The organism is Dysosmobacter segnis, from assembly GCF_014297285.1.
In the GTDB taxonomy this organism is placed as follows: domain Bacteria; phylum Bacillota; class Clostridia; order Oscillospirales; family Oscillospiraceae; genus Oscillibacter; species Oscillibacter segnis.
The window spans coordinates 177,062-196,623 of record NZ_JACOQI010000001.1; the positions used below are offsets into that span (position 1 = coordinate 177,062).

Genomic DNA, 19,562 nt, shown 5'->3' on the forward strand with positions numbered 1-19,562 from the left:
GCCATGAAACGGTTCTCAATTCTGATACTGACCCTGTGCCTGTGCCTGACAGGCTGCGGAAAACAAACAACGGAGGCTACTGCCCAGATCTTCGCCATGGACACGGTGATGGAGGTCGCGGCCTATGGTGAACATGCGGAGCAAGCGGTAAAATACACAGAGAAAAGGATCGAAGAGTTGGAAAATCGGCTCTCCCGTACAAAGGCGCACAGTCTGGTATCCGGGCTGAATCGGGACGGCAGCATCCGGCACTTGACTTACGATTACTGGAATCTCATCGCCCGTGCGAAGGAGTATCGGGACGCCACAAACGGCGCGTTTGATATTACCATTGCTCCCGTCATGGATGCCTGGGGCTTCACCGGAGACAGCTTCCGGGTACCGGAGCAGTCCGAACTGGACACACTGTTGAAAAAGGTGAACAGCGATGCGATTCAGATGTTGGGGTCGCCCTCTGATTCTGTGACGCTGGGGGAAGGACAAGCCATCGACTTAGGGGGCATCGCCAAGGGCTATACCTCCGATTGTGTAGAGGCTGTTTTCTATGACCATGAGATCGAAAACGGTAAAATCTCTCTGGGCGGCAACGTGTTCGTGCTGGGGACCAAGCCCGACGGCTCCGACTGGCGGGTGGGGATCAAGGATCCCCGGAATGAGAGTGGCCTTGCGGCGATCCTGTCCCTGCGGGACGCCTACGCCATCACCTCCGGCGGCTACGAGCGGTACTTTGAGGAAAACGGAAAAACCTACCACCATATTATTGATCCCGCCACCGGCTATCCTGCGGACAGCGGTCTGCTGTCAGTGACGGTGGTGGCGGATGCCAACGGGCCGGATCAGGAATGGGTTCTGCCCGGAAACGGCACTATGTGCGACGCTTTTTCCACGGCGTTGTTCGTCATGGGAGAGGAGCAGGCGCTGGACTTCTGGCGAAATGGCGGGTATGACTTCGATCTGGTGCTGGTGACGGAGGATGGCCGGGTGGTCATCACTGCCGGACTGGCGGACCGGTTTGAGGAAGTGAAGGACAGTGGGTACACCTATGAAACGGTTTCCTGAGCTGAAGCCCAATTTCTGGGATGTGATCGTGGTCTTGGCGGTCATTGCGCTGGCGGCTCTCTCGGCCATGACGGTCTGGCGTGGCGGCACGGAAACCGGTACCCTGACGGCGGTGGTCACCGCTGATGGGCAGGAGATCGACCGCTTTGCCCCGGCAGACCTGCTGGACGCGCCCCGCACCTATTCTTACAACGGCGTGACGCTGACGGTGGCGGCGGAGGACGGAAACGGCCTTCGGGTCAGTTCCTCCGACTGTCCCACCCAGGACTGCGTCCGCACCGGAACTATTTCCCGCAGCGGACAGAGCATCGTGTGTCTTCCGGCCCGGATCGTCATTCAGCTCATCGGCGGCGCGGCAGACAGCAGCGGCGTGGACATTGTAATCGGTTAGGAGGGGAACTGTGAAACTGACAACGAAGCAGTTGACCCTCTGCGCCGTGCTGACAGCGCTGGCGCTGGCGTTCAGCTATCTGGAAAACTTTTTCCCATTATCTCTGGCCATTCCCATCCCCGGCATCAAGCTGGGCCTTGCTAATATTGTGACGGTATTCGCCCTGTACGCACTTGGCCCCGCTCAGGCGCTGCTGATTTTGACAGGCCGGTGCCTGTTGGGGGCGGTGTTCGCCGGGAACATGAACGCCCTGATCTTCTCCCTGCTGGGGGGCTTTTCCGCCATGCTGGTGATGATCTTGCTGTCCCGATCCCGGCATCTGTCTATCTACGGCGTGTCCATCGGCGGCGCGGCGGCCCACAACTGCGGCCAGATCGCCGCAGCCTGCCTGACGCTGGGCTCGATGGCCCCGCTGTACTATCTGCCCATCCTGCTGGGAGCCTCCCTGATCACCGGAGCAGTGACAGGCGTGGCGGCGGCCTGCTTGTTCCGGGCGCTGGTCCATACAAACATTTTGCGGTAACAAACCGGCCTATTTTCCCATAGAATGGAAAAATGGTTGACTTTCCAATGGAGAGGTGCTACACTAAACTTGCTATGAGAAATGAATTTGTAAAAACCTGTTGTTGTAAGACATAGGGCGGCTGAACTGCTGATGGCAGATACAGGCGTCCGTTTCAGTGTGCCTGTGTCTTGCATGAAGAGCTTTCAGGAGCGATGTGCAAGCGCACATCGCTCCTTTTGTTTTACCCGGCCGCGTTTCCCAGAGATGGGAAGATTCAACATGAATTATATTGATGAGGAGGATACGTTATGAACTTCACACATTTGGTAGGGAACACCCCCATGATCCGCATCCGCTACAAGCTGGACGGCCGGGAGGGCTTTGTCTGGGCAAAGCTGGAGGCATACAACCTCTCCGGCAGCATCAAGGATCGTCTGGCGGCCCACGTCATTACCAAGTCCACCGCCAACGGCACCCTGAAGCCCGGCCAGCCCATCGTGGAGATGACCAGCGGAAACACCGGCATCGCCTTCTCCGCACTGGGCACGTTCACCGGCCATCCCGTCCACATCTTTATGCCGGACTGGGCCAGTGAGGAGCGGAAAAAGCTGATGGCTATGTACGGTGCCACCCTGCACCTGATCTCACGGGAAGCCGGCGGCTTCAACGCAGCCCTTCAGGGGGCCAGAGATCTGGCGGAGGAGATTGGCGGCTTCCAGCCCAAGCAGTTTGAAAATCAGGATAACCCAGAGGCCCACTACCTTACTACCGGCGTTGAGATCCTGCGCCAGCTTCCGGATGTGACGGACTTCGTGGCCGGCGTCGGTTCCGGCGGCACCCTCATGGGCACCGCCCGCCGTCTGAAGGCGGATCACGCCGTCCGGGCTGTGGCTGTGGAGCCGGATGCAGTGCCTCTGCTTTCCGGCGGAGCTATCAAGGGTGCTCACCACATTGAGGGCATCGGCGACGACTTTATCCCTGCTGTGGTGGACCAGACTCTGGTGGATGGCGTAATGGACATCAACGATATGGACGCCATTGCCATGGCGGCGAAATTTGGCCGTGTACTGGGCCTTGGCGTGGGTATCTCCTCCGGCGCTAACTTCCTTGGCTCTGTGATTCAGAATCTGGAGCCGGGCCGGAAGGTGGCTACCGTCTTTGCCGATGACAGCAAGAAGTATCTCACCACCATGCTATCCAATCCCCCGGCAGAAACGGCGGATATGTGGAGCTCCCGCATTGAACTGCTGGATTACGAGCCGGTGGAAACTCTGTAATTTGCGATTTTTGTGCAGCTTTTCCTTGCGGAGCCTTTGAATTCATGTTAGAATCGTCTGTAAAGGGACAAAACAGTCGGCGGAGCCGGGCTTGTTGGCCCGGCTTCGTTTTGCTTACAGAAGGGAGAGACCAGATGTTTCACACGATTTTATTTGATCTGGACGGTACATTGACGGATTCGCGGGAGGGGATCGTCAACTCCGTGAAATACACCATTGAAAAGTTGGGCGGGACCATGCCGGATGCCCAGACCCTTCTGAAATTCATCGGTCCGCCGCTGCAGGAATCCTTCATGGAGCACTGCGGCTACAGCCGTGAACAGGCGGTGGAGGGCGTTCGGGTGTTCCGGGAGCACTATGTACCGGTGGGACAGTATGAAAACGAGGCGGCCCCCGGTATGCGGGACGTTCTGGAACGGCTGAAGGCCAGGGGATACACTCTGGCGTTGGCCTCCTCCAAGCCGGAGGAGCTGTGCGTGAGCATCTGTCGGCGTTTTGGCTTTACACCCTTTCTGTCCGCTGTGACCGGCAGCCCTGCGGGGGCCGACTGGGAAAAGGCGGATGTCATTCGGGAAGCCATGCGCCGCCTGCGCTTGACTGATGCGGATAAGCCCACCGTTTTGATGGTCGGTGACCGGAAGTATGATGTGCTTGGTGCGCAGGAATGCGGCCTTGCCTGCGTGGGCGTGGAGTTCTTCGGGTACGCCGCACCCGGCGAACTGGCGGAGTCCGGGGCTGCCGCAGTCGTGCGGACGGCGGAGGAGCTGGAACAGTTTATCCTGAATCATTGAGCGTGAGAGACGGACTTTGTCCGTCTCTTTTTTCACCTGTTTTCCGCAAACGTGCGCTGAATTTTTGAAAATCGTCATTTTTGTGCATATTTCCCTTTACAAAACCAGGGAACTCCTATATAATATCATGGCTAAAGTAATCTATATGGAAATTGGAGAATCAGTATGGCTTTGATCGAATATGACGTTTATAAGCAGAAGCTGCGGGACCTGGAACCGGAGCTGAAGAAGCTGGGGGACGCCCTTGACATCGACGCTGTGGCTCAGGAGGCTGCCCGTCTGGAGGATGAGACCACTCAGGACGGCTTCTGGAACAATCTGGAGCGCTCTCAGAAGGTGCAGACCCGCCTGAAGCAGCTTCAAAACAAGCTCCACCGCTTCAAGAAACTCATGAGCACCTGGGAGGATCTGACCACCCTGTGCGAGATGGGCCAGGAGGCGGAGGATGAAGAGATCCTGGAAGAATTGAAAACAGAGTTCCCCGCGCTGGAAACCGAGATCGAAGAGATCCGTATGACCACGCTGCTCTCCGGTGAGTATGACGCAAACAACGTTATTCTCCAGCTCCACTCCGGTGCCGGCGGCACCGAGGCCCAGGACTGGTGCCAGATGCTCTATCGGATGTATACCCGCTGGGCGGAGCGTCACGGCTACGCTTGGAAAACGCTGGACTACGAGGAATGTGACGAGGCCGGTATCAAATCTGCCGTTATTTCCATCGAGGGCGAGAATGCCTACGGCCTGCTGAAGAGCGAACACGGCGTCCACCGTCTGGTCCGCGTGTCCCCCTTCGATGCCAACGCCCGCCGTCAGACCAGCTTTGCCGCTGTGGAAGTCATGCCGGAGCTGCCTGATGACGTAGAGGTGGAGATCCGCCCGGAGGACATCGAAATGCAGGTGTTCCGTTCCTCCGGTGCCGGCGGCCAGCACATCAACAAGACCTCCTCCGCCGTCCGCCTGATCCACAAGCCCACCGGCATTGTGGTGTCTTCTCAGCAGGAACGGTCCCAGTTCCAGAACAAGGATAACTGTATGAAGCAACTGCGTGCCAAGCTGATCGAACTGAAGATCCAGCAGCATGCGGAGAAGATCTCCGACATCAAGGGCGTTCAGATGAAGATCGAGTGGGGCAGCCAGATCCGCTCCTATGTGTTCATGCCTTATCAGTTGGTAAAGGACACCCGCACCGGCTACGAAACCAGCCAGATCGACAACGTGATGGACGGCGACTTGGACGGCTTCCTGAATGCCTACCTGACGCAGTTAGCCACCGGCGAGCTGAAAAAATAAGTTGTCGGCAGGCTGGTTTCCCGCCGCTTATGCGGCGAACAAGCGTTTTGCGGAGCAAAACCTTGAAATGGACGGGCTTTGCCCGGACATTTGAGTGAAATGCAGGGTTCCCATGTGCCCCCGGCACATGGGATGCAACCAGCCAGATCGACAACGTGATGGACGGCGACTTGGACGGCTTCCTGAATACCTACCTGACGCAGTTAGCCACCGGCGAGCTGAAAAAGTAAATGCCAGAAAAGGCGCGGCTGAAAGGCCGCGTCTTTCTTCCGAAAGCTGATATGAAAGGAACCAATCTAATTTATGAGTAAGCAAAACGCCGCGGGTGCGGCTCCCCAGGAAAACAAGATGGGCGTTCTGCCGGTAGGCAAGCTGCTGGCCGGTATGGCGGTGCCCATGATGATCTCCATGCTGGTACAGGCGCTGTACAACATCGTGGACAGCGTGTTTGTCTCCCGGCTCAGTGAGAACGCCTTCAACGCCGTGGGTCTGGCGTTCCCCCTCCAGAGCCTGATGATCGCCGTGGGCGCGGGCACTGCCGTGGGCATCAACGCACTGCTTTCCCGCTCTCTGGGTGAGAAAAAGCAGGAGATGGCGGACCGGGCTGCCGGCGCAGGTATCTTCCTGCTGCCCATTTGCAGCTATCTTGTCTTTGCCTTCATCGGCCTGTTCCTCTCCCGGCCCTTCTTCGTGGCGCAGGCCAAGGCAGTGCCGGAGATCGTGGAATACGGCGTGCAGTACACCCGGATCTGCTTAGGTCTTTCCGTGGGTATTTTCAGCCAGTTCTGCTTTGAGCGGCTGCTGCAATCCACCGGCCGTACCAGTCTGGCCATGTGCACCCAGCTGTTGGGCGCCATCATCAACATCGTCATGGACCCCATTCTGATCTTTGGACTGTGCGGCGCACCCCGGATGGGCGTGGCCGGCGCTGCTGTGGCCACCGTTGTTGGACAGATCGTGGCGGCGATCGTGGGCCTGATCGTGAATATCAAGTGCAACCACGACATTCACATCCACCGGAAGAACATCCGCTGGGATCCCATCGTGGCCAAGGAGATCTACCGGGTGGGTATCCCCTCCATCATCATGCAGTCCATCAGTTCTGTGATGACCTTCGGCATGAACAAGATCCTCTTTGTCTTTACCCCCACCGCCACCGCCGTGTTCGGCGCGTATTTCAAGATCCAGAGCTTCGTGTTCATGCCCATCTTCGGCCTGAACAACGGTATGGTGCCCATTATTTCCTATAACTACGGCGCAGCCCGGCCTCAGCGGGTGTGGAAGACCATCCGTCTTTCCAACATCACCGCCATGGTCATTATGGTTGTGGGCTTCACCATTTTCCAGCTGTTTCCCTCCACACTGCTGGAACTGTTCGACGCATCGGAGACCATGCTGGCCATCGGCGTTCCCGCCCTGCGGATCATCAGCGTTTCCTTCCTGCTGGCAGGCTTCTGTATCATCGCTGGCTCGGTGTTCCAGGCCATCGGCAATCCGGTGTACAGCCTGATCGTCTCCGTGTGCCGTCAGATGGTGGTATTACTGCCGGTGGCGTGGCTGCTGTCCCGGACTGGACGGCTGGAGCTGGTGTGGTGGTCCTTCCCCATCGCGGAGGTCATGTCCTTCACCCTGAGCACAATCTTCCTGCGCCGCACCGTCAAGTCCGCCAACGAGGTCATGAATTCCAGCGCGGACTGACCGCATGCCTGATTTAAAAGTACACCCCGTTCTTCTGAAAAAGCGGAAGAACGGGGTATATTTTTGCGCATAAAACTGCATGCATGAGCAGCGCACCGCGAACATGCACAAATGCCAGTGCATGAAGTTTTCGTGCATCATTCCCGGTTGCCCTGCGGGGGCGAGGAAATGGCACATTTCTTATTTTACTGTGCTTTTGCATAGCAAAATCCCCCGGAAGAGACCTTCCGGGGGAGAGATGTATGTAGGATTTCAGGACAGGAGCATTTTGTCATTGGCCTCGTCAGAGCCGCTGGCGCGGCTGAACAGGGCCAGCAGGTCGGGGACCGTCAGCTTCTTCTTGTCCTCACCGGAGATATCCACCACCACCCGGCCGGCATCCATCATAATGAGCCGGTTGCCGTGGGCGATGGCGTCCTTCATGTTGTGGGTGATCATGAGGGTGGTGAGGTTGTTCTCCTGCACGATCTGGTCGGACAGAGCCAGCACCTTGTCAGCGGTCTTGGGGTCCAAAGCGGCAGTGTGCTCGTCCAACAGCAGCAGCTTGGGCTGCTTCAGGGAGGCCATCAGCAGCGTCAGCGCCTGACGCTGACCGCCGGAGAGCAGGCCCACCTTGGCGGTGAGGCGGTCCTCAAGCCCCAGATCCAGCGTTTTCAGCAGCTCTCTGTAATCTGCCCGCTCCAAGGCGGTGATGCCCCACTTCAACCCCCGGGGCTGGCCCCGGCGGGCTGCCAGCGCCAGATTTTCCTCGATCTGCATAGTGGGTGCGGTGCCCATCATGGGGTCCTGAAACACCCGCCCCAGAAATGCCGCCCGCTTGTGCTCCGGCAGCTTGGTAACGTCCTGTCCGTCGATGGTGATGGTGCCGGAATCCACCTGGAACACGCCAGCGATGGCGTTCAGCATGGTGGACTTGCCCGCACCGTTGCCGCCGATAACGGTGACAAAATCCCCGTCATTCAGTGTCAGGTTCAGATGGTTCAAAGCTACCTTAGCGTTGATGGTATTGGGATTAAACGTCTTGCAGATATCCTTCAGCTCAAGCATGGACGGAACCTCCCTTCTTGGTGTGGATGTGGCCCTTCCAGTAGGGGATCGCCAGGAACACGGCCACGATCAGGGCGGACACCAGCTTCAGATCGTTGGTGTTCAGACCCAGCTGCAAAACGATTTGCAGAACGATGTAGTAGATGACGGCACCGATGGAGACCGCCAGCAGCTTCAACGCGAAGTTGATGAATACCTTGCCGAAGGCCACTTCGCCGATGATGACGGCGGCCAGACCAATGACGATAGCGCCCCGGCCCATGTTGATGTCGGAGGAACCCTGGAACTGGGCCAGCAGACCGCCGGACAGGGCTACCAGACCGTTGGACACCATGAGTCCCAGCACCACGTTGGCGTTGGTATTGATGCCCTGAGCCCGGGCCATGTTGGGGTTTGCGCCGGTGGCACGGAGGGAGCAGCCCTTTTCCGTGCCGAAAAACCAGTACAAAACGGCAATGAGCACCACCGTGAATACCACCAGCAGAGGCAGGGGGTTATCCAGACTCACGGTCCGCACATACCGCTGGGATACCAGCAGATCATACTTATCCACGCCTACTGCCTGATTGGCCTTGCTGCCCATGATCCGCAGGTTGATGGAGTAGAGGGACAACTGGGTCAGAATACCGGCGAGAATGGCGGGGATGCCGCATTTCGTGTGGAACAGGCCGGTGACAAAGCCGGCCAGCATACCTGCCAGAAAGGCGCACAGCAACGCGGCCCAAGCGTTCAGACCTGCCCGGATCAGCATGACGGCCACGGCACCGCCGGTGGCCAGAGATCCGTCCACCGTCAGATCAGCTACATCCAGAATACGGAAGGTGATGTAGACGCCGATGGCCATCAGGCCCCAGATCAGGCCCTGGGCCACAGCGCCCGGCAGCGCATTGAGAAGGGAGGATAGAAAACTCATACCGTTTCTCCTTGTTCACAGCGGGAGGAGGGGATTGCCCCCTCCCGCCAGATTTTCGTTATAGGATCGCGTTTGTTTTGGATCAGCCCTCAATGGCCTCATAGCCGTCCAGAGGCTGGATGCCCAGCTCCTCGCAGATGGTGGGGTTGTACTTGGGGGTGGCGTTGGTGTATTCGATGGGCATGGTGGAGATATCCGCCTCGCCGGTGAGGATCTTGGCAGCCATCTTGCCAGTGGTCACGCCCAGATCATAGTAGCTGATGGACAGGGTCGCCACGCCGCAGCCGGAGCAGATACCCTCCTCGCCGCAGATAGCGGGAACACCGGCGGGCACCAGGATGTTGGCGATGGCCTCGGTGTTGGAGGCGGCGGTGTTATCGGTGGGGAGATAGACCACATCCGCGTAGTCAGCGGCAGACTGGGTCACGGACGCCACGTCATTGGAGTCGGTGAAGGCAAATTCCTTGGTCTCAATGCCCTTGTTGGCCAGGCAGGTCGCCACTTCCTGGATCTGGTAGCTGGAGTTGGGCTCGGCGGAGCAGAACAGCAGGGCCACCTTCTGGGCCTCGGGGAACCACTCGGTGATCATATCGGCCTGCTTGCTCAGGTCGGCCAGGTCGGAGGTGCCGGAGATGTTGCCGCCTACGGTGCCGTCGAAATCGTCAAGATCCAGGGCCACGCCGTAAGCGGTGATGGAGGTGCCCAGAATGGGAATGTCGGCAGTCGCGGAAGCGGCGGCGGTCAGGGCGGCGGTGGCGTTGGCCATGATCAGGTCCACGCCCTCGGAAACAAAGCCGTTGACGATCGTGCCGCAGTTGTTGGCCTCGCCGGAGGCGTTCTTGTTTTCAAACTCCACCTGGCCGGGGAGGGCTTCATTCAGAGCGTCGATAAAACCTTGGGTTGCAGCGTCCAACGCAGGGTGCTGCACCAGCTGGCAGATGCCGACCTTATAGGTGGCGCCCTCGGCGGAGGAATTGTCAGAGCTGGCAGAGGAATTGTCAGAGCCGGTGGAGGGTGTCTCCGTTTTGGAGCCGCCGCAGGAGGCAAGGGACAGCGTCATGGCCGCAGCCAGAACAAGAGCGAGCAATTTCTTTTTCATAGTGATCTTCTCCTTTTGTCCGTATTCGGACGAATTCACAAAGTTGGATGCCTTCCAAAAAACAAGGGGGGCTCTGTCCGTGGAACAGAGCCCCCCTCGCGTTTAACGAGTGCAAGCCTTATGCCCGGCAGAATGCCTGTTCCGTTTCTGCATTATGAAAGAAGCCCGCAAAATAGCGTGCGTAGCGGTAAATATAGGTAAACATTCCGAAACGCATTGTGAACTCCTTTCCGCCGCACCGGGCTTTGTGATGTTATTACCATACAGCTTTAAACGACTAAAGTCAACTGTGATTTTCCACAAAATACGGTGAGATTAAATCCGAACTGACGAGCCGCTTTGACAATTTCGTGAAATTCTGCTACACTGCTCATCACAGAGGGTCGGTTACACCTGATATGCCGCGGCTCTCAGAAAAAGAGGATCTGCTATGAATCATTTCAAAAAAATTGCCGGTGTGCTGGAGGCCCACGGCCTGGACGCTGTGCTGCTGACTTGCGAGGCCAACCGCTTTTACGCCTCCGGTTTTCACTCCTCCGGGACGGACGGTGTGGCCATCGTCACTCGAAACCACAACTATTATTTCACCGACAGCCGGTATACGGAGGCCGCAGCCCGCCATGTACGGGATGCGGAGATCCGGGAAACGGACCGGGAACATCCCTACTCCGCCCTCATCAACGAGGTCATCGAAAAGGAACACATCACCCGCATGGGGTATGAGGATGAATATATGACGGCGGCGGATTTCCGCCGCTTTTCGGAGAAGCTCCACTGCGAGCTGGTCCCCGTCACGGAGCTTTTGTGGACGCTGCGGGCCGTCAAGGATCAGGCGGAGTTGGAGTGTATGATCCAGGCTCAGCGGATTGCGGAAAAAGCGCTGGCGGACATTCTCGGCGAGATCCGTCCCGGCGTTACGGAAAAGGAAATTGCCGCGCTGCTGCTCTATAAAATGCTGCACTACGGCGCGGAGGACAAGTCCTTTGATCCCATCGTGGTCTCCGGCCCCAACGGCAGCCTGCCCCACGGTGTTCCCAGTGAGAAGCCCATTCAGGCCGGGGAGTTCGTCACCATGGACTTCGGCTGCAAATTCGGCGGCTATTGCTCGGATATGACCCGCACAGTGGCCGTTGGTCATGTGACGGAGGAGATGGAGACTGTTTACAACACGGTCCTCAAGGCCCAGCTGGCCGGAATCGCCGCGGCAAAGGCCGGCGTCACCGGCGCAGCGGTGGACGGCGCCGCCCGGCGGGTCATCGCGGACGCCGGATACGGTCCCTATTTTGGTCACAGCTTTGGCCACAGCGTTGGCGTGGAGATCCATGAAAATCCCAATGCTACGCCGTCCAACAGCAAGCCGCTGCCTGCCGGCGCTGTCATCAGCGCGGAGCCGGGGATCTATCTGCCGGGGAAGCTGGGCGTTCGCATTGAGGATGTGATCGTCATCACAGAACAGGGCTGTCAGAACATTACGCTGGCATCCAAGGAGCTTCTGATCCTGTAAATGGTCCGGAACTATACAAAATGGGTTGTGAGACTGTACTTTCGCACGGTCCATTTGGTGAAAGGCACTGTTGACAATTTCACGCCGGACTCTCATAATCATGAGAGAAACAGAATTTAGAAACGATCCGAAAGGAGCTGTGGAATGGACAAAGTTTACATTACCGGCCATCGCAACCCGGATACCGACTCCATCGTATCCGCCATGGCCTACGCCGCACTGAAAAACGCTCTGGGGCAGCGGCAGTACTGCGCCGCCCGCCTGGGCCAGATCAGCGATGAGACGAAAGCCGTTCTGGACAAATTCGGTGCCCAGCCGCCGGAGCTGATCAACAACGTTCGGACGCAGGTCCGGGACCTGGACTTCGATACGCCGCCCACCCTGTCTCCCGCCGCTACCATCAGCCGGGCCTGGCAGATGATGCAGGCGGACCGGATCTCCGTACTGCCTGTGGCCAATGAGGACGGTACGCTTTACGGTATGCTTTCCGCCGGTGACGTGGCCAGCTACGATATGCTGGCTGTCCGCAATTCCACGGTCAAGAACGTGCCGGTCTATAACCTGCTCTCCGTTTTGGAGGGAAAGGTCCTCAACGAGGGCGGCCAGATCCGGGATGAGATCTCCGGCGAGGTCACCATCGCCCTGCCTGCGGGACGGGAAAACCTGCTGTTTTCCTCTCCGGACAGCATCGTGGTCTGCGGCGATCAGCCGGACATGATCAAGCGGGCACTGGAGCTGCGGGTCACCTGCGTCATCGTCTGTCAGGCGGAGGTCAGCCGGGAGCTGCTGGAGCTGGACACCGATACCTGCATCATCTCCACGCCTTATGACGCGTACCGGGCAGTCCACCTGATCTGCCACTCTCTGCCTATCGAGCGCATCTGCAAGAGCCACGATCTGGTTTCCTTCCATCTGGACGATTATATCGATGACGTGCGCAATACCGTGCTGGAAAGCCGATTCCGGGCTTACCCCATTCTGGATGAAAATGAGCACGTGGTGGGAACCCTGTCCCGATTCCATCTGCTGCGTCCCCGGCGCAAGCGGGTAATTCTGGTGGACCACAACGAAAAGGCCCAGTCTGTGCCCGGTCTGGATCAGGCGGACATTCTGGAGATCGTGGACCACCACCGTCTGGCGGATATTGAGACCAACAATCCTATTTATGTCCGGAATGAGCCGGTGGGCAGTTCTACCACCATCGTTGCGGATATGTATCAGGAAAAGGGTCTGATGCCCTCTGCCAAAATGGCGGGCCTCATGGCTGCCGCCATCGTGTCGGATACGGTCATGTTCAAATCTCCCACCTGCACCCAGCGGGATATCGACATTGCCAACCGGATGTCCCGTATTGCCAATGTCTCTCTGGAAGAGCTGGGGCAGACCATTTTCTCCGCCGCTACCGGTGAGGACAAGAGCGCTGAGTCCATTATCCGCACCGACTACAAGGAATTTCACATTGGCGGTCACAATCTGGCGGTGAGCCAGATCACCTGTCTGGATTCCGATCGTCTTATGGCCCGGAAAGAGGAATTCCTCGCCACGATGGAGACCATCCGTAAGAAGAACGGTCTGGACATTGTGCTGCTGATGATCACGAACGTATTGGTGGAAGGCTCCTATCTGCTGTATTCCGGAGATACGGAGACCATCCGGCAGGCATTCAATATCACCGGCGAGGAAAAGAACTGCGTGTTCCTGTCCAAGATCATGAGCAGGAAAAAGCAAATTATCCCGTCCCTCTCCGCTCTGTGGGGCTGAGAAACGCCGAATACAGACAAAACACCTCCGCGTGGATTTTCCACGCGGAGGTGTTTTTGCGCGCTAAACTGCCGAAATAGCGAGAAATAGCAAAAAGGCCCCCGGCGTGTCTTGTAAGACACGCCGGGGGGAGTCTTTCGATAAAATGGTAGATTTTCCGCGATAGTAAGGTAGGGCAGCCGTTAGCGGCTGTGCCGCTTTACGGATGCCGCATACCCCTTGCGGGTGAAGAGTGTGCGCGGGAAACCCAAGAAGGGTGTCCTGCGCTATTTAAATTAAATATTTTCAGAACTTTACAAAAGCTCTGAAAATATTGGCAGTAGGGCGAAAAGACCTTCCCGCCCTACTGTCTCCGGCGTGTCTTGCAGGACACGCCGGGGCAAGATCTGTCTTATCAGACTTACTTCATCAATCCGCACACCAGATCCGTGTAGCCGGAGGGATCGTCCAGCGGCAGTCCTGCGATCAGCAGCGCCTGATCGTACAGCAGCTTGGCGTAGATCTTGGCCTTTTCCGGGTCGGCGGTCACGGCGTTCTCCAGAGCGGTGAAGGCCGGGTGCTCCGTGTTCAGCTCCAGAATCCGCTGGGCCTTGATGCTGTTGTCAGGCTGCATGAGCTGGAAATACTTCTCCATCTCAAAGCTCAGGCCCTCGCCGGCGGTGAGACATACAGGGTGCGATTTCAGCCGTGTGGAGGGTTTCACCTCTGCCACCGCGTCACCAAGCGTCTCCTTCACGAAGGCAAACACATCCTTATGGGTGTCGGCCTCCTCTTTAGCCTTTTCCTGAGCGGACTCGTCGGATGCACCGTCCATGGCGGAGCGGAACTCCTTGTCCTTGTAGCTCCGCAGGGTCTGGGCCACGAACTCGTCCACTTCCTCTGTGAAGTAGAGGATCTCCACCCCCTGATCCTTCAAGGCCTCCAGCTGAGGCAGCTTGTCAATCTTGTCCACGGTGTCACCGGCGGCATAATAGATGACCTTCTGATCCTCCTTCATCCGGGAGACGTACTCATCCAGCGTTACCAGCTTCTTCTCCGTGGAGGACCAGAACAGCAGCAGATCCTGCAGCAGGTCCTTGTGGATGCCGTACTCGCTGACCACGCCGTATTTCAACTGGCGGCCGAAGTTCTTCCAGAAGGTTTCATAAGCCTCACGCTCGTCCTTGAGCATCTTGGCCAGTTCGCTCTTGATCTTCTTTTCCAGATTTCCGGCGATGACCTTCAGCTGGCGGTCATGCTGCAAAAGCTCCCGGGAGATGTTCAGACTCAGATCCGGGGAATCCACCACGCCCCGGACAAACCGGAAGTGCTCCGGCAGCAGATCCGGACACTTGTCCATAATGAGAACGCCGCTGGAATAGAGCTGCAGACCCTTTTCGTATTCCTTGGTGTAGAAGTCGAAGGGGGTGGCGCCGGGGATGAACAGCAAGGCTTTGTAGGTCACGGCACCCTCGGCGGACACGGTGATGACCCGCTGGGGGTCCGCGAAATCGTGGAACTTCTCCCGATAGAACTCGTTATATTCCTCCGGCTTCACGTCGGCCTTTTTCCGCTGCCAGATGGGGACCATGGAGTTCAGGGTCTCCATCTCCACATAGGGTACCTCGTCCGGCTTGTCGGACATGCAGGAGGCCACCTTTTTCGTTTTCGTGACCGCCATGCGGATGGGGAAGCGGATGTAGTCGGAATACTTTTTGATCAGCTCCCGGAGCTTCCATTCTTCCAAAAACTCGCTGTAATGTTCGTCCTCTGTATCATCCTTCAGGTGCATGATGACCTCAGTGCCCGCATCGGACTTATCACATTCCGTGACGGTGTAGCCGTCGGCCCCTGAGGACTGCCACTGATAGGCGGTGTCACTGCCGAATTTCCGGGTGCGGACCGTCACCTGATCGCAGACCATGAAGGCGGAGTAGAAGCCCACGCCGAACTGACCGATCACGTCAGTGTCCTTGGTGTCATCTCCCACCTCCTGCTTGAACTTGTAGGAACCGGAGGAGGCGATGACGCCCAGATTGTTCTCCAGATCCTCCTTGTCCATACCGATGCCGTTATCCGTAACGGTGATGGTCCGGGCGTCCTTGTTGACAGACAGGTCGATCTTGAAGTCCTTCCGGGTCAGCTTCACGCTGTCATCCGTCAGAGCCTGATAGCACAGCTTGTCGCAGGCGTCGCTGGCGTTGGAGATGATCTCCCGCAGGAAGATCTCCTTGTGGGTGTAGATGGAGTTGATCATCAGGTCCAGCAGCCGTTTGGACTCCGCTTTGAATTGTTCCTTTGCCATAAACCAAACACTTCCTTTGTGTATTTTCATATCGTATGTCATTTTAACACGGAATGTCCCGGAAAGAAATTACTTTTTTGTAAACTCCGCTGTTAAACCGTTGCCTTTCTCTGACCTATCCGCTAAAATATGTAAGGTAAAAACAGTTACGGTTCCGCGGGAGCCGACGGAAAGAGGCAACAGGCGTATGTTCTATAAATTCAGATGCGCGGTGGCGCGGTTCATGTACGGCCGGAACGGCATGGATCAGATGAATCAGGCGCTTCTTCGGGGCTACCTGGTGATTCTGGTGGCCCAGTTGATTTTCAGCCTTCTGCGGCTATGGATCCCCGCCCGGATCTGCGAATCCCTCCTTTGGGTGCTGATGGTGTTTATTCTGTTCCGGATGTTCTCCAAAAACCTGACCAAGCGCCGGGCGGAGAACCAGAAGTTTATGGGCTGGATCTGGAAGGCCCGGAACAACGCCGCCGGGGCCAAGGCCCGCCGGGCGGATAAGGAGCACAAGTACTTCACCTGCAGATGCGGCGCCATCTGCAGGGTGCCGGTTGGGAAGGGGAAGATCGTCATCACCTGTCCCAAATGCGGAGCGAAGATCGAAGCGAAAAGCTGATACAAAAGAGCGGTTCCGGAAGTTCCGGAACCGCTTTTCCCATATATTCGCAGTGGGTCTAACCCACGTCCGCGTATTTCAGCTTGTAATAGCTCCAGCAGCGCCACTTGCGGACGGCGGCTTTTAATTCCATGGACGCTTCATCCGTCTGCTCGTTCAAAATTCGCTGCGGCAGTACGGAGCCGTCCGCCAGGATATAGGTTTTCTTCTGCACCACCGGCGCGATCCGCCGGAGGGAGGAGAGAAAGTCGAACCACGGACTTTCCCCGGCGCGGCCGGTGAGGTCCAGCAGGACGCTGCCCAAAAAGGCGGCAGAGAGAACGCCGTCCTCCGGCAAATCCAGCGCGGCCACGGCCTCATTCCAGTTCAGCGTGTCTGCGGCGGCGTCATTGGCCCAGAGCACATAGGGGGTCTTGTAAGAGCAGAGAATGTCCTCCCGCTCGTTTTCCGGAATGGACACCTCAGATCCCAACTCCGCATAGCCCTTCTGGTTGTCCCCCAGATAGGGCAGGTGATCGCCGTAGAATACAAGCACCACAGGCTCCTCACGATCTGAGAAGTAAGCCGTCAGCCGGCCCAGCATGGCGTCGGCGTCCCGGACGCCTTCGGTGTAGACCTCCAGCATGGAGCGGGTCTCCGGGGAGATATCCGCCGTGGTGGAGACCGGTGCGAACGTGTGGCCCTCACCGTACTTGTCGGCGGTGTAGCTCATGTGGTTCTGGATGGTGGTGGTGTAGTTGAACAGGGGGCGGCCCTCGCTGACCGCCGTTTCAAATTCCTCCTCGATCAAACCAGCCATGTAGTCATCCGTGACCCAGCGGCCCTTGTATTCTAAATCTTTCATGTCCTTGGCAAATACCTCGTGCTCCGCCCCCAGCCAGCGGTAGACGTTCTCTCGGTTATAGAACCAGGCGTCGCCGGGATGGTAGAAGGAGGTGTGGTAGCCGTCCGCCCCGAACACTCGGAACAAGCTGTCCAGATTCCGGTTCACCACCCGCATGGCGGAGGTGGCGGTGACGGACAGTGCATTGGTCTGCATTCCCGTCAGCGCATCGAACTCCGTGTTGGCGGTGCCTCCGGCGAAGCCGGGGACCACGATGTGACCGGAAAGGGTGTGGGGGTCCTTCTGCAAAGCGTGGAGATTGGGCAGGGGATCGGTTTCCTCCGTCCAGTTGAACATGGTCTGGTCGGTGAGGTCGGAAAACGCCTCGTTCATCACAAGGATCACGCTGACGTCCTTGCCAAGCCCCGTTTGCCCGCCAGTCTCCCAACCGGCGGCCTCGGACTTGGAAAAGCCCTCCGGCTTGTCCACCGGATAGGTGGTGAACTGGTGGCAGAAACAGTAGGGGAAACCAAGCTCGTTGAACACCGAGGGGACATAGTAGGCGTTGCTGACCCGGAAAGAATTGTAGAGATCGTTGCTGGCGTACACTGAGAAGATCAGCGCAGTCAGAACGCCAAAGCTGAGGACCGCGCCCACGATTCGCTCCGGCCAGCAGCGGCCGGGGAACACGGCCACGGTGTCCCGTTTTGTCAGCTTGGCCTTCAGTGCGGCGAAGGACACCGGGCGGCTGGGAAACAGGACCCCAAGGCCGATGAGCAGTGCGGTGGTCAGCACCACCACGGCGATGGCCTTCACCGGATAGCGGATGTCATAGGACTGGATGGCGCTGCCTACCTCCCGCAGAAGGGAGAAGTCCCGGGGGAACACCGGCTCATCCCGGACCTCGATTTTGACCCGGTTGGCAAGGGACAGCGCGCAGACGAAGAAATTCACCAGCGCCCCGCTGTAAAAGACATTCCGGAACAGGAAGGCGAAGGCCAGCAGCAAAAGTCCGATGGGCAGGGCGTTCAAAACGATCAGCAGGGGCTGGGTCTTGAACCCTGCCAGCACCGTCCGCAGGGCGTTTGGCTGGCACCACAAGGCCAGTAAAGTAATACAGCCTGCCAGCAAAACGGCGGCCAGCAGACTCCCCCAGAGGGGCAGTTCTCTTTTATAGATCCGCTTTTCTTTCAAAACGTAAAGTCCTTTCATATCAGAATACCTCTATTATATGGATTTGCCTGAAATTTGCAAGTATTCCCGAAATTTTGCGAGCTTTGCGAAGCGGAAAGAAAACCGGGATTCCCGAAAAAACTTGCGGAATTACAATACAAAATGTCGATTTAAAAGTAAAAAATACGAATCGTATTGAAAGCGCGGGCGATTTGGCGCAGAATCAAAACCGCGGTGATACCGGAACAACAGACCCTCTTCAGCAATTCTGAGCGGCACAACGGCACTGAAATAACGGTTGATTTGCCAATGGCTTGCACGGTGACAAATATAAGAAGCGTATGCAAGAAGAAAAGCACGTTTCCTTGTCAAAAGGAAACGTGCTTTTTGAATATCAGTAGATCAGAAGGTCACGACCTCGTTGGCGGGCTTTTCACAGGGCTTGATGGAGATGATGTGCATTACCGGGCCCTTGCCCTTGTAGGCAGAGTGATTTTCCAAAGCCATACGGGCTTCGACTTCCACCCAGTCCCGGTTCTTGTACTTATTCAGATCCACGCCCTTGGCCACCAGACCCAAGAACTGCACGTCATTTTCACAGCAGACCATGGCGAACCGTCCGGGGCAGTGGGTACCGGGATACTTCTTGGAGTGGCACATGAGCAGCTTCATGTGAACGGTTTTCCCTGCCCAGCGGTCAGGGTAATCCATCACGTCCACATACCAGACACCGTAGTCATCGTCCGGAATGTTGATCACCGGCTGGTCCAGATCAAAGGGGCAGACCTCACCGTTGTTGTAGTCCTCGCTGTTGCCGTTCAGATCTTCCAGATAGATGTCCGCCCGGCGGTTCACCATCCGCAGATTCCGCTTCCGCAGTGCGGCCTTCAGCTCATCGGTGCAGCGGTTGAACACCAGCAGGTCGGCGTTGGTGATTTTTTCCATCATGATCTGGCCCATGTTCTTGGCATAGGTCTCAAAGGTATTGGCGTCCACAAAGGTCATCACTTGATAGAGGACCCAGTTGGCGGGCAGCACCTCCCGGTACAGCCGCTCCATGGACCACATACCGTTGTATTCAATGAGGACCTGCTTGGGTTTGTACTGCTTTTCCCATTCCTTGCACTGGGAACAGGTGAGAGCGGTCTCCTCGTCCACTGTGACCACGGTCACGTTGTCCAGAGCCTTCTGCTCGTATTCCAGCTCGCCCTCTTCACAGCAGATCAGGAGGGTTTTGTCCTCACGGGCGAAGCCGTCCTCTAAAATGCCGTTGATAAAATCCGTTTTGCCGCCGTCCAAAAAACCGGCGATGAGATATACAGGAATATCAGCCATGA

At 57.3% G+C, this 19,562-nt stretch carries 16 protein-coding genes; 10 read left to right on the forward strand and 6 right to left on the reverse strand.

What is annotated here, in order from left to right; genetic code table 11:
• Nucleotides 1-3: 3 nt before the first annotated feature.
• The 7 genes from H8Z83_RS00970 to H8Z83_RS01000 all read left to right on the forward strand — a co-directional run bounded on the left by H8Z83_RS00970 (nt 4) and on the right by H8Z83_RS01000 (nt 7,011).
• Nucleotides 4-1,059 (forward strand): FAD:protein FMN transferase, encoded by a 1,056-nt coding sequence (locus H8Z83_RS00970; RefSeq protein ID WP_187013322.1) that lies wholly within the window; start codon nt 4-6, stop codon nt 1,057-1,059.
• A complete protein-coding gene (locus H8Z83_RS00975; RefSeq protein ID WP_187013323.1) occupies nt 1,043-1,450 on the forward strand; it encodes a NusG domain II-containing protein in 408 nt (135 codons plus the stop codon). The genes H8Z83_RS00970 and H8Z83_RS00975 overlap by 17 nt, the downstream gene beginning before the upstream one ends.
• A gap of 10 nt (nt 1,451-1,460) precedes the next feature.
• Nucleotides 1,461-1,973, forward strand: coding sequence for a Gx transporter family protein (locus tag H8Z83_RS00980; protein ID WP_187013324.1), 513 nt, complete (start codon nt 1,461-1,463; stop codon nt 1,971-1,973).
• Between the two features lie 290 nt (nt 1,974-2,263).
• Nucleotides 2,264-3,232: a PLP-dependent cysteine synthase family protein gene (locus H8Z83_RS00985; protein ID WP_187013325.1), complete on the forward strand. Its 969-nt coding sequence runs from the start codon at nt 2,264-2,266 to the stop codon at nt 3,230-3,232.
• A gap of 134 nt (nt 3,233-3,366) precedes the next feature.
• Nucleotides 3,367-4,023 (forward strand): HAD hydrolase-like protein, encoded by a 657-nt coding sequence (locus tag H8Z83_RS00990; protein ID WP_187013326.1) that lies wholly within the window; start codon nt 3,367-3,369, stop codon nt 4,021-4,023.
• A gap of 165 nt (nt 4,024-4,188) precedes the next feature.
• Nucleotides 4,189-5,313: a peptide chain release factor 2 gene (prfB, locus tag H8Z83_RS00995; RefSeq protein ID WP_187013327.1), complete on the forward strand. Its 1,125-nt coding sequence runs from the start codon at nt 4,189-4,191 to the stop codon at nt 5,311-5,313.
• Between the two features lie 303 nt (nt 5,314-5,616).
• Nucleotides 5,617-7,011, forward strand: a complete 1,395-nt coding sequence (locus H8Z83_RS01000) for an MATE family efflux transporter (protein WP_187013328.1) — start codon at nt 5,617-5,619, stop codon at nt 7,009-7,011.
• Nucleotides 7,012-7,263: 252 nt separating this feature from the next.
• Here the strand turns inward: H8Z83_RS01000 and H8Z83_RS01005 are convergent, their stop codons facing one another.
• From H8Z83_RS01005 to H8Z83_RS01015, 3 genes are all read right to left on the reverse strand, one after another.
• Nucleotides 7,264-8,058, reverse strand: a complete 795-nt coding sequence (locus H8Z83_RS01005; protein ID WP_187013329.1) for an ABC transporter ATP-binding protein — start codon at nt 8,056-8,058, stop codon at nt 7,264-7,266.
• Nucleotides 8,051-8,971: an ABC transporter permease gene (locus tag H8Z83_RS01010; protein ID WP_187013330.1), complete on the reverse strand. Its 921-nt coding sequence runs from the start codon at nt 8,969-8,971 to the stop codon at nt 8,051-8,053. The genes H8Z83_RS01005 and H8Z83_RS01010 overlap by 8 nt, the downstream gene beginning before the upstream one ends.
• 82 nt (nt 8,972-9,053) lie before the next feature.
• On the reverse strand, nt 9,054-10,070 hold the full coding sequence (locus H8Z83_RS01015) for an ABC transporter substrate-binding protein (protein ID WP_187013331.1): 1,017 nt from the start codon (nt 10,068-10,070) through the stop codon (nt 9,054-9,056).
• Between the two features lie 430 nt (nt 10,071-10,500).
• On the opposite strand from H8Z83_RS01015, the gene H8Z83_RS01020 reads away from it, so the two are divergent.
• Both H8Z83_RS01020 and H8Z83_RS01025 read left to right on the forward strand, forming a co-directional pair.
• On the forward strand, nt 10,501-11,574 hold the full coding sequence (locus H8Z83_RS01020) for a M24 family metallopeptidase (protein WP_187013332.1): 1,074 nt from the start codon (nt 10,501-10,503) through the stop codon (nt 11,572-11,574).
• A 144-nt stretch (nt 11,575-11,718) separates the two neighbouring features.
• Nucleotides 11,719-13,335 carry a putative manganese-dependent inorganic diphosphatase gene (locus H8Z83_RS01025; protein WP_187013333.1) on the forward strand — a complete coding sequence of 539 codons (1,617 nt, stop codon included), beginning with the start codon at nt 11,719-11,721 and terminating at the stop codon, nt 13,333-13,335.
• A gap of 400 nt (nt 13,336-13,735) precedes the next feature.
• On the opposite strand, the gene htpG is transcribed toward H8Z83_RS01025, so the two are convergent.
• A complete protein-coding gene (gene htpG, locus H8Z83_RS01030; RefSeq protein WP_187013334.1) occupies nt 13,736-15,619 on the reverse strand; it encodes a molecular chaperone HtpG in 1,884 nt (627 codons plus the stop codon).
• A 187-nt stretch (nt 15,620-15,806) separates the two neighbouring features.
• On the opposite strand from htpG, the gene H8Z83_RS01035 reads away from it, so the two are divergent.
• Nucleotides 15,807-16,229 (forward strand): ribonuclease P Rpr2/Rpp21/SNM1 subunit family protein, encoded by a 423-nt coding sequence (locus H8Z83_RS01035; RefSeq protein ID WP_187013335.1) that lies wholly within the window; start codon nt 15,807-15,809, stop codon nt 16,227-16,229.
• 58 nt (nt 16,230-16,287) lie between these two features.
• Here the strand turns inward: H8Z83_RS01035 and H8Z83_RS01040 are convergent, their stop codons facing one another.
• Both H8Z83_RS01040 and H8Z83_RS01045 read right to left on the reverse strand, forming a co-directional pair.
• Nucleotides 16,288-18,264, reverse strand: coding sequence for an LTA synthase family protein (locus H8Z83_RS01040; RefSeq protein WP_187013336.1), 1,977 nt, complete (start codon nt 18,262-18,264; stop codon nt 16,288-16,290).
• Between the two features lie 363 nt (nt 18,265-18,627).
• Entirely contained in the window at nt 18,628-19,560 is a 933-nt protein-coding gene (locus tag H8Z83_RS01045; RefSeq protein ID WP_187013337.1) for a TIGR03943 family putative permease subunit, read from the reverse strand.
• Nucleotides 19,561-19,562: the final 2 nt, after the last annotated feature.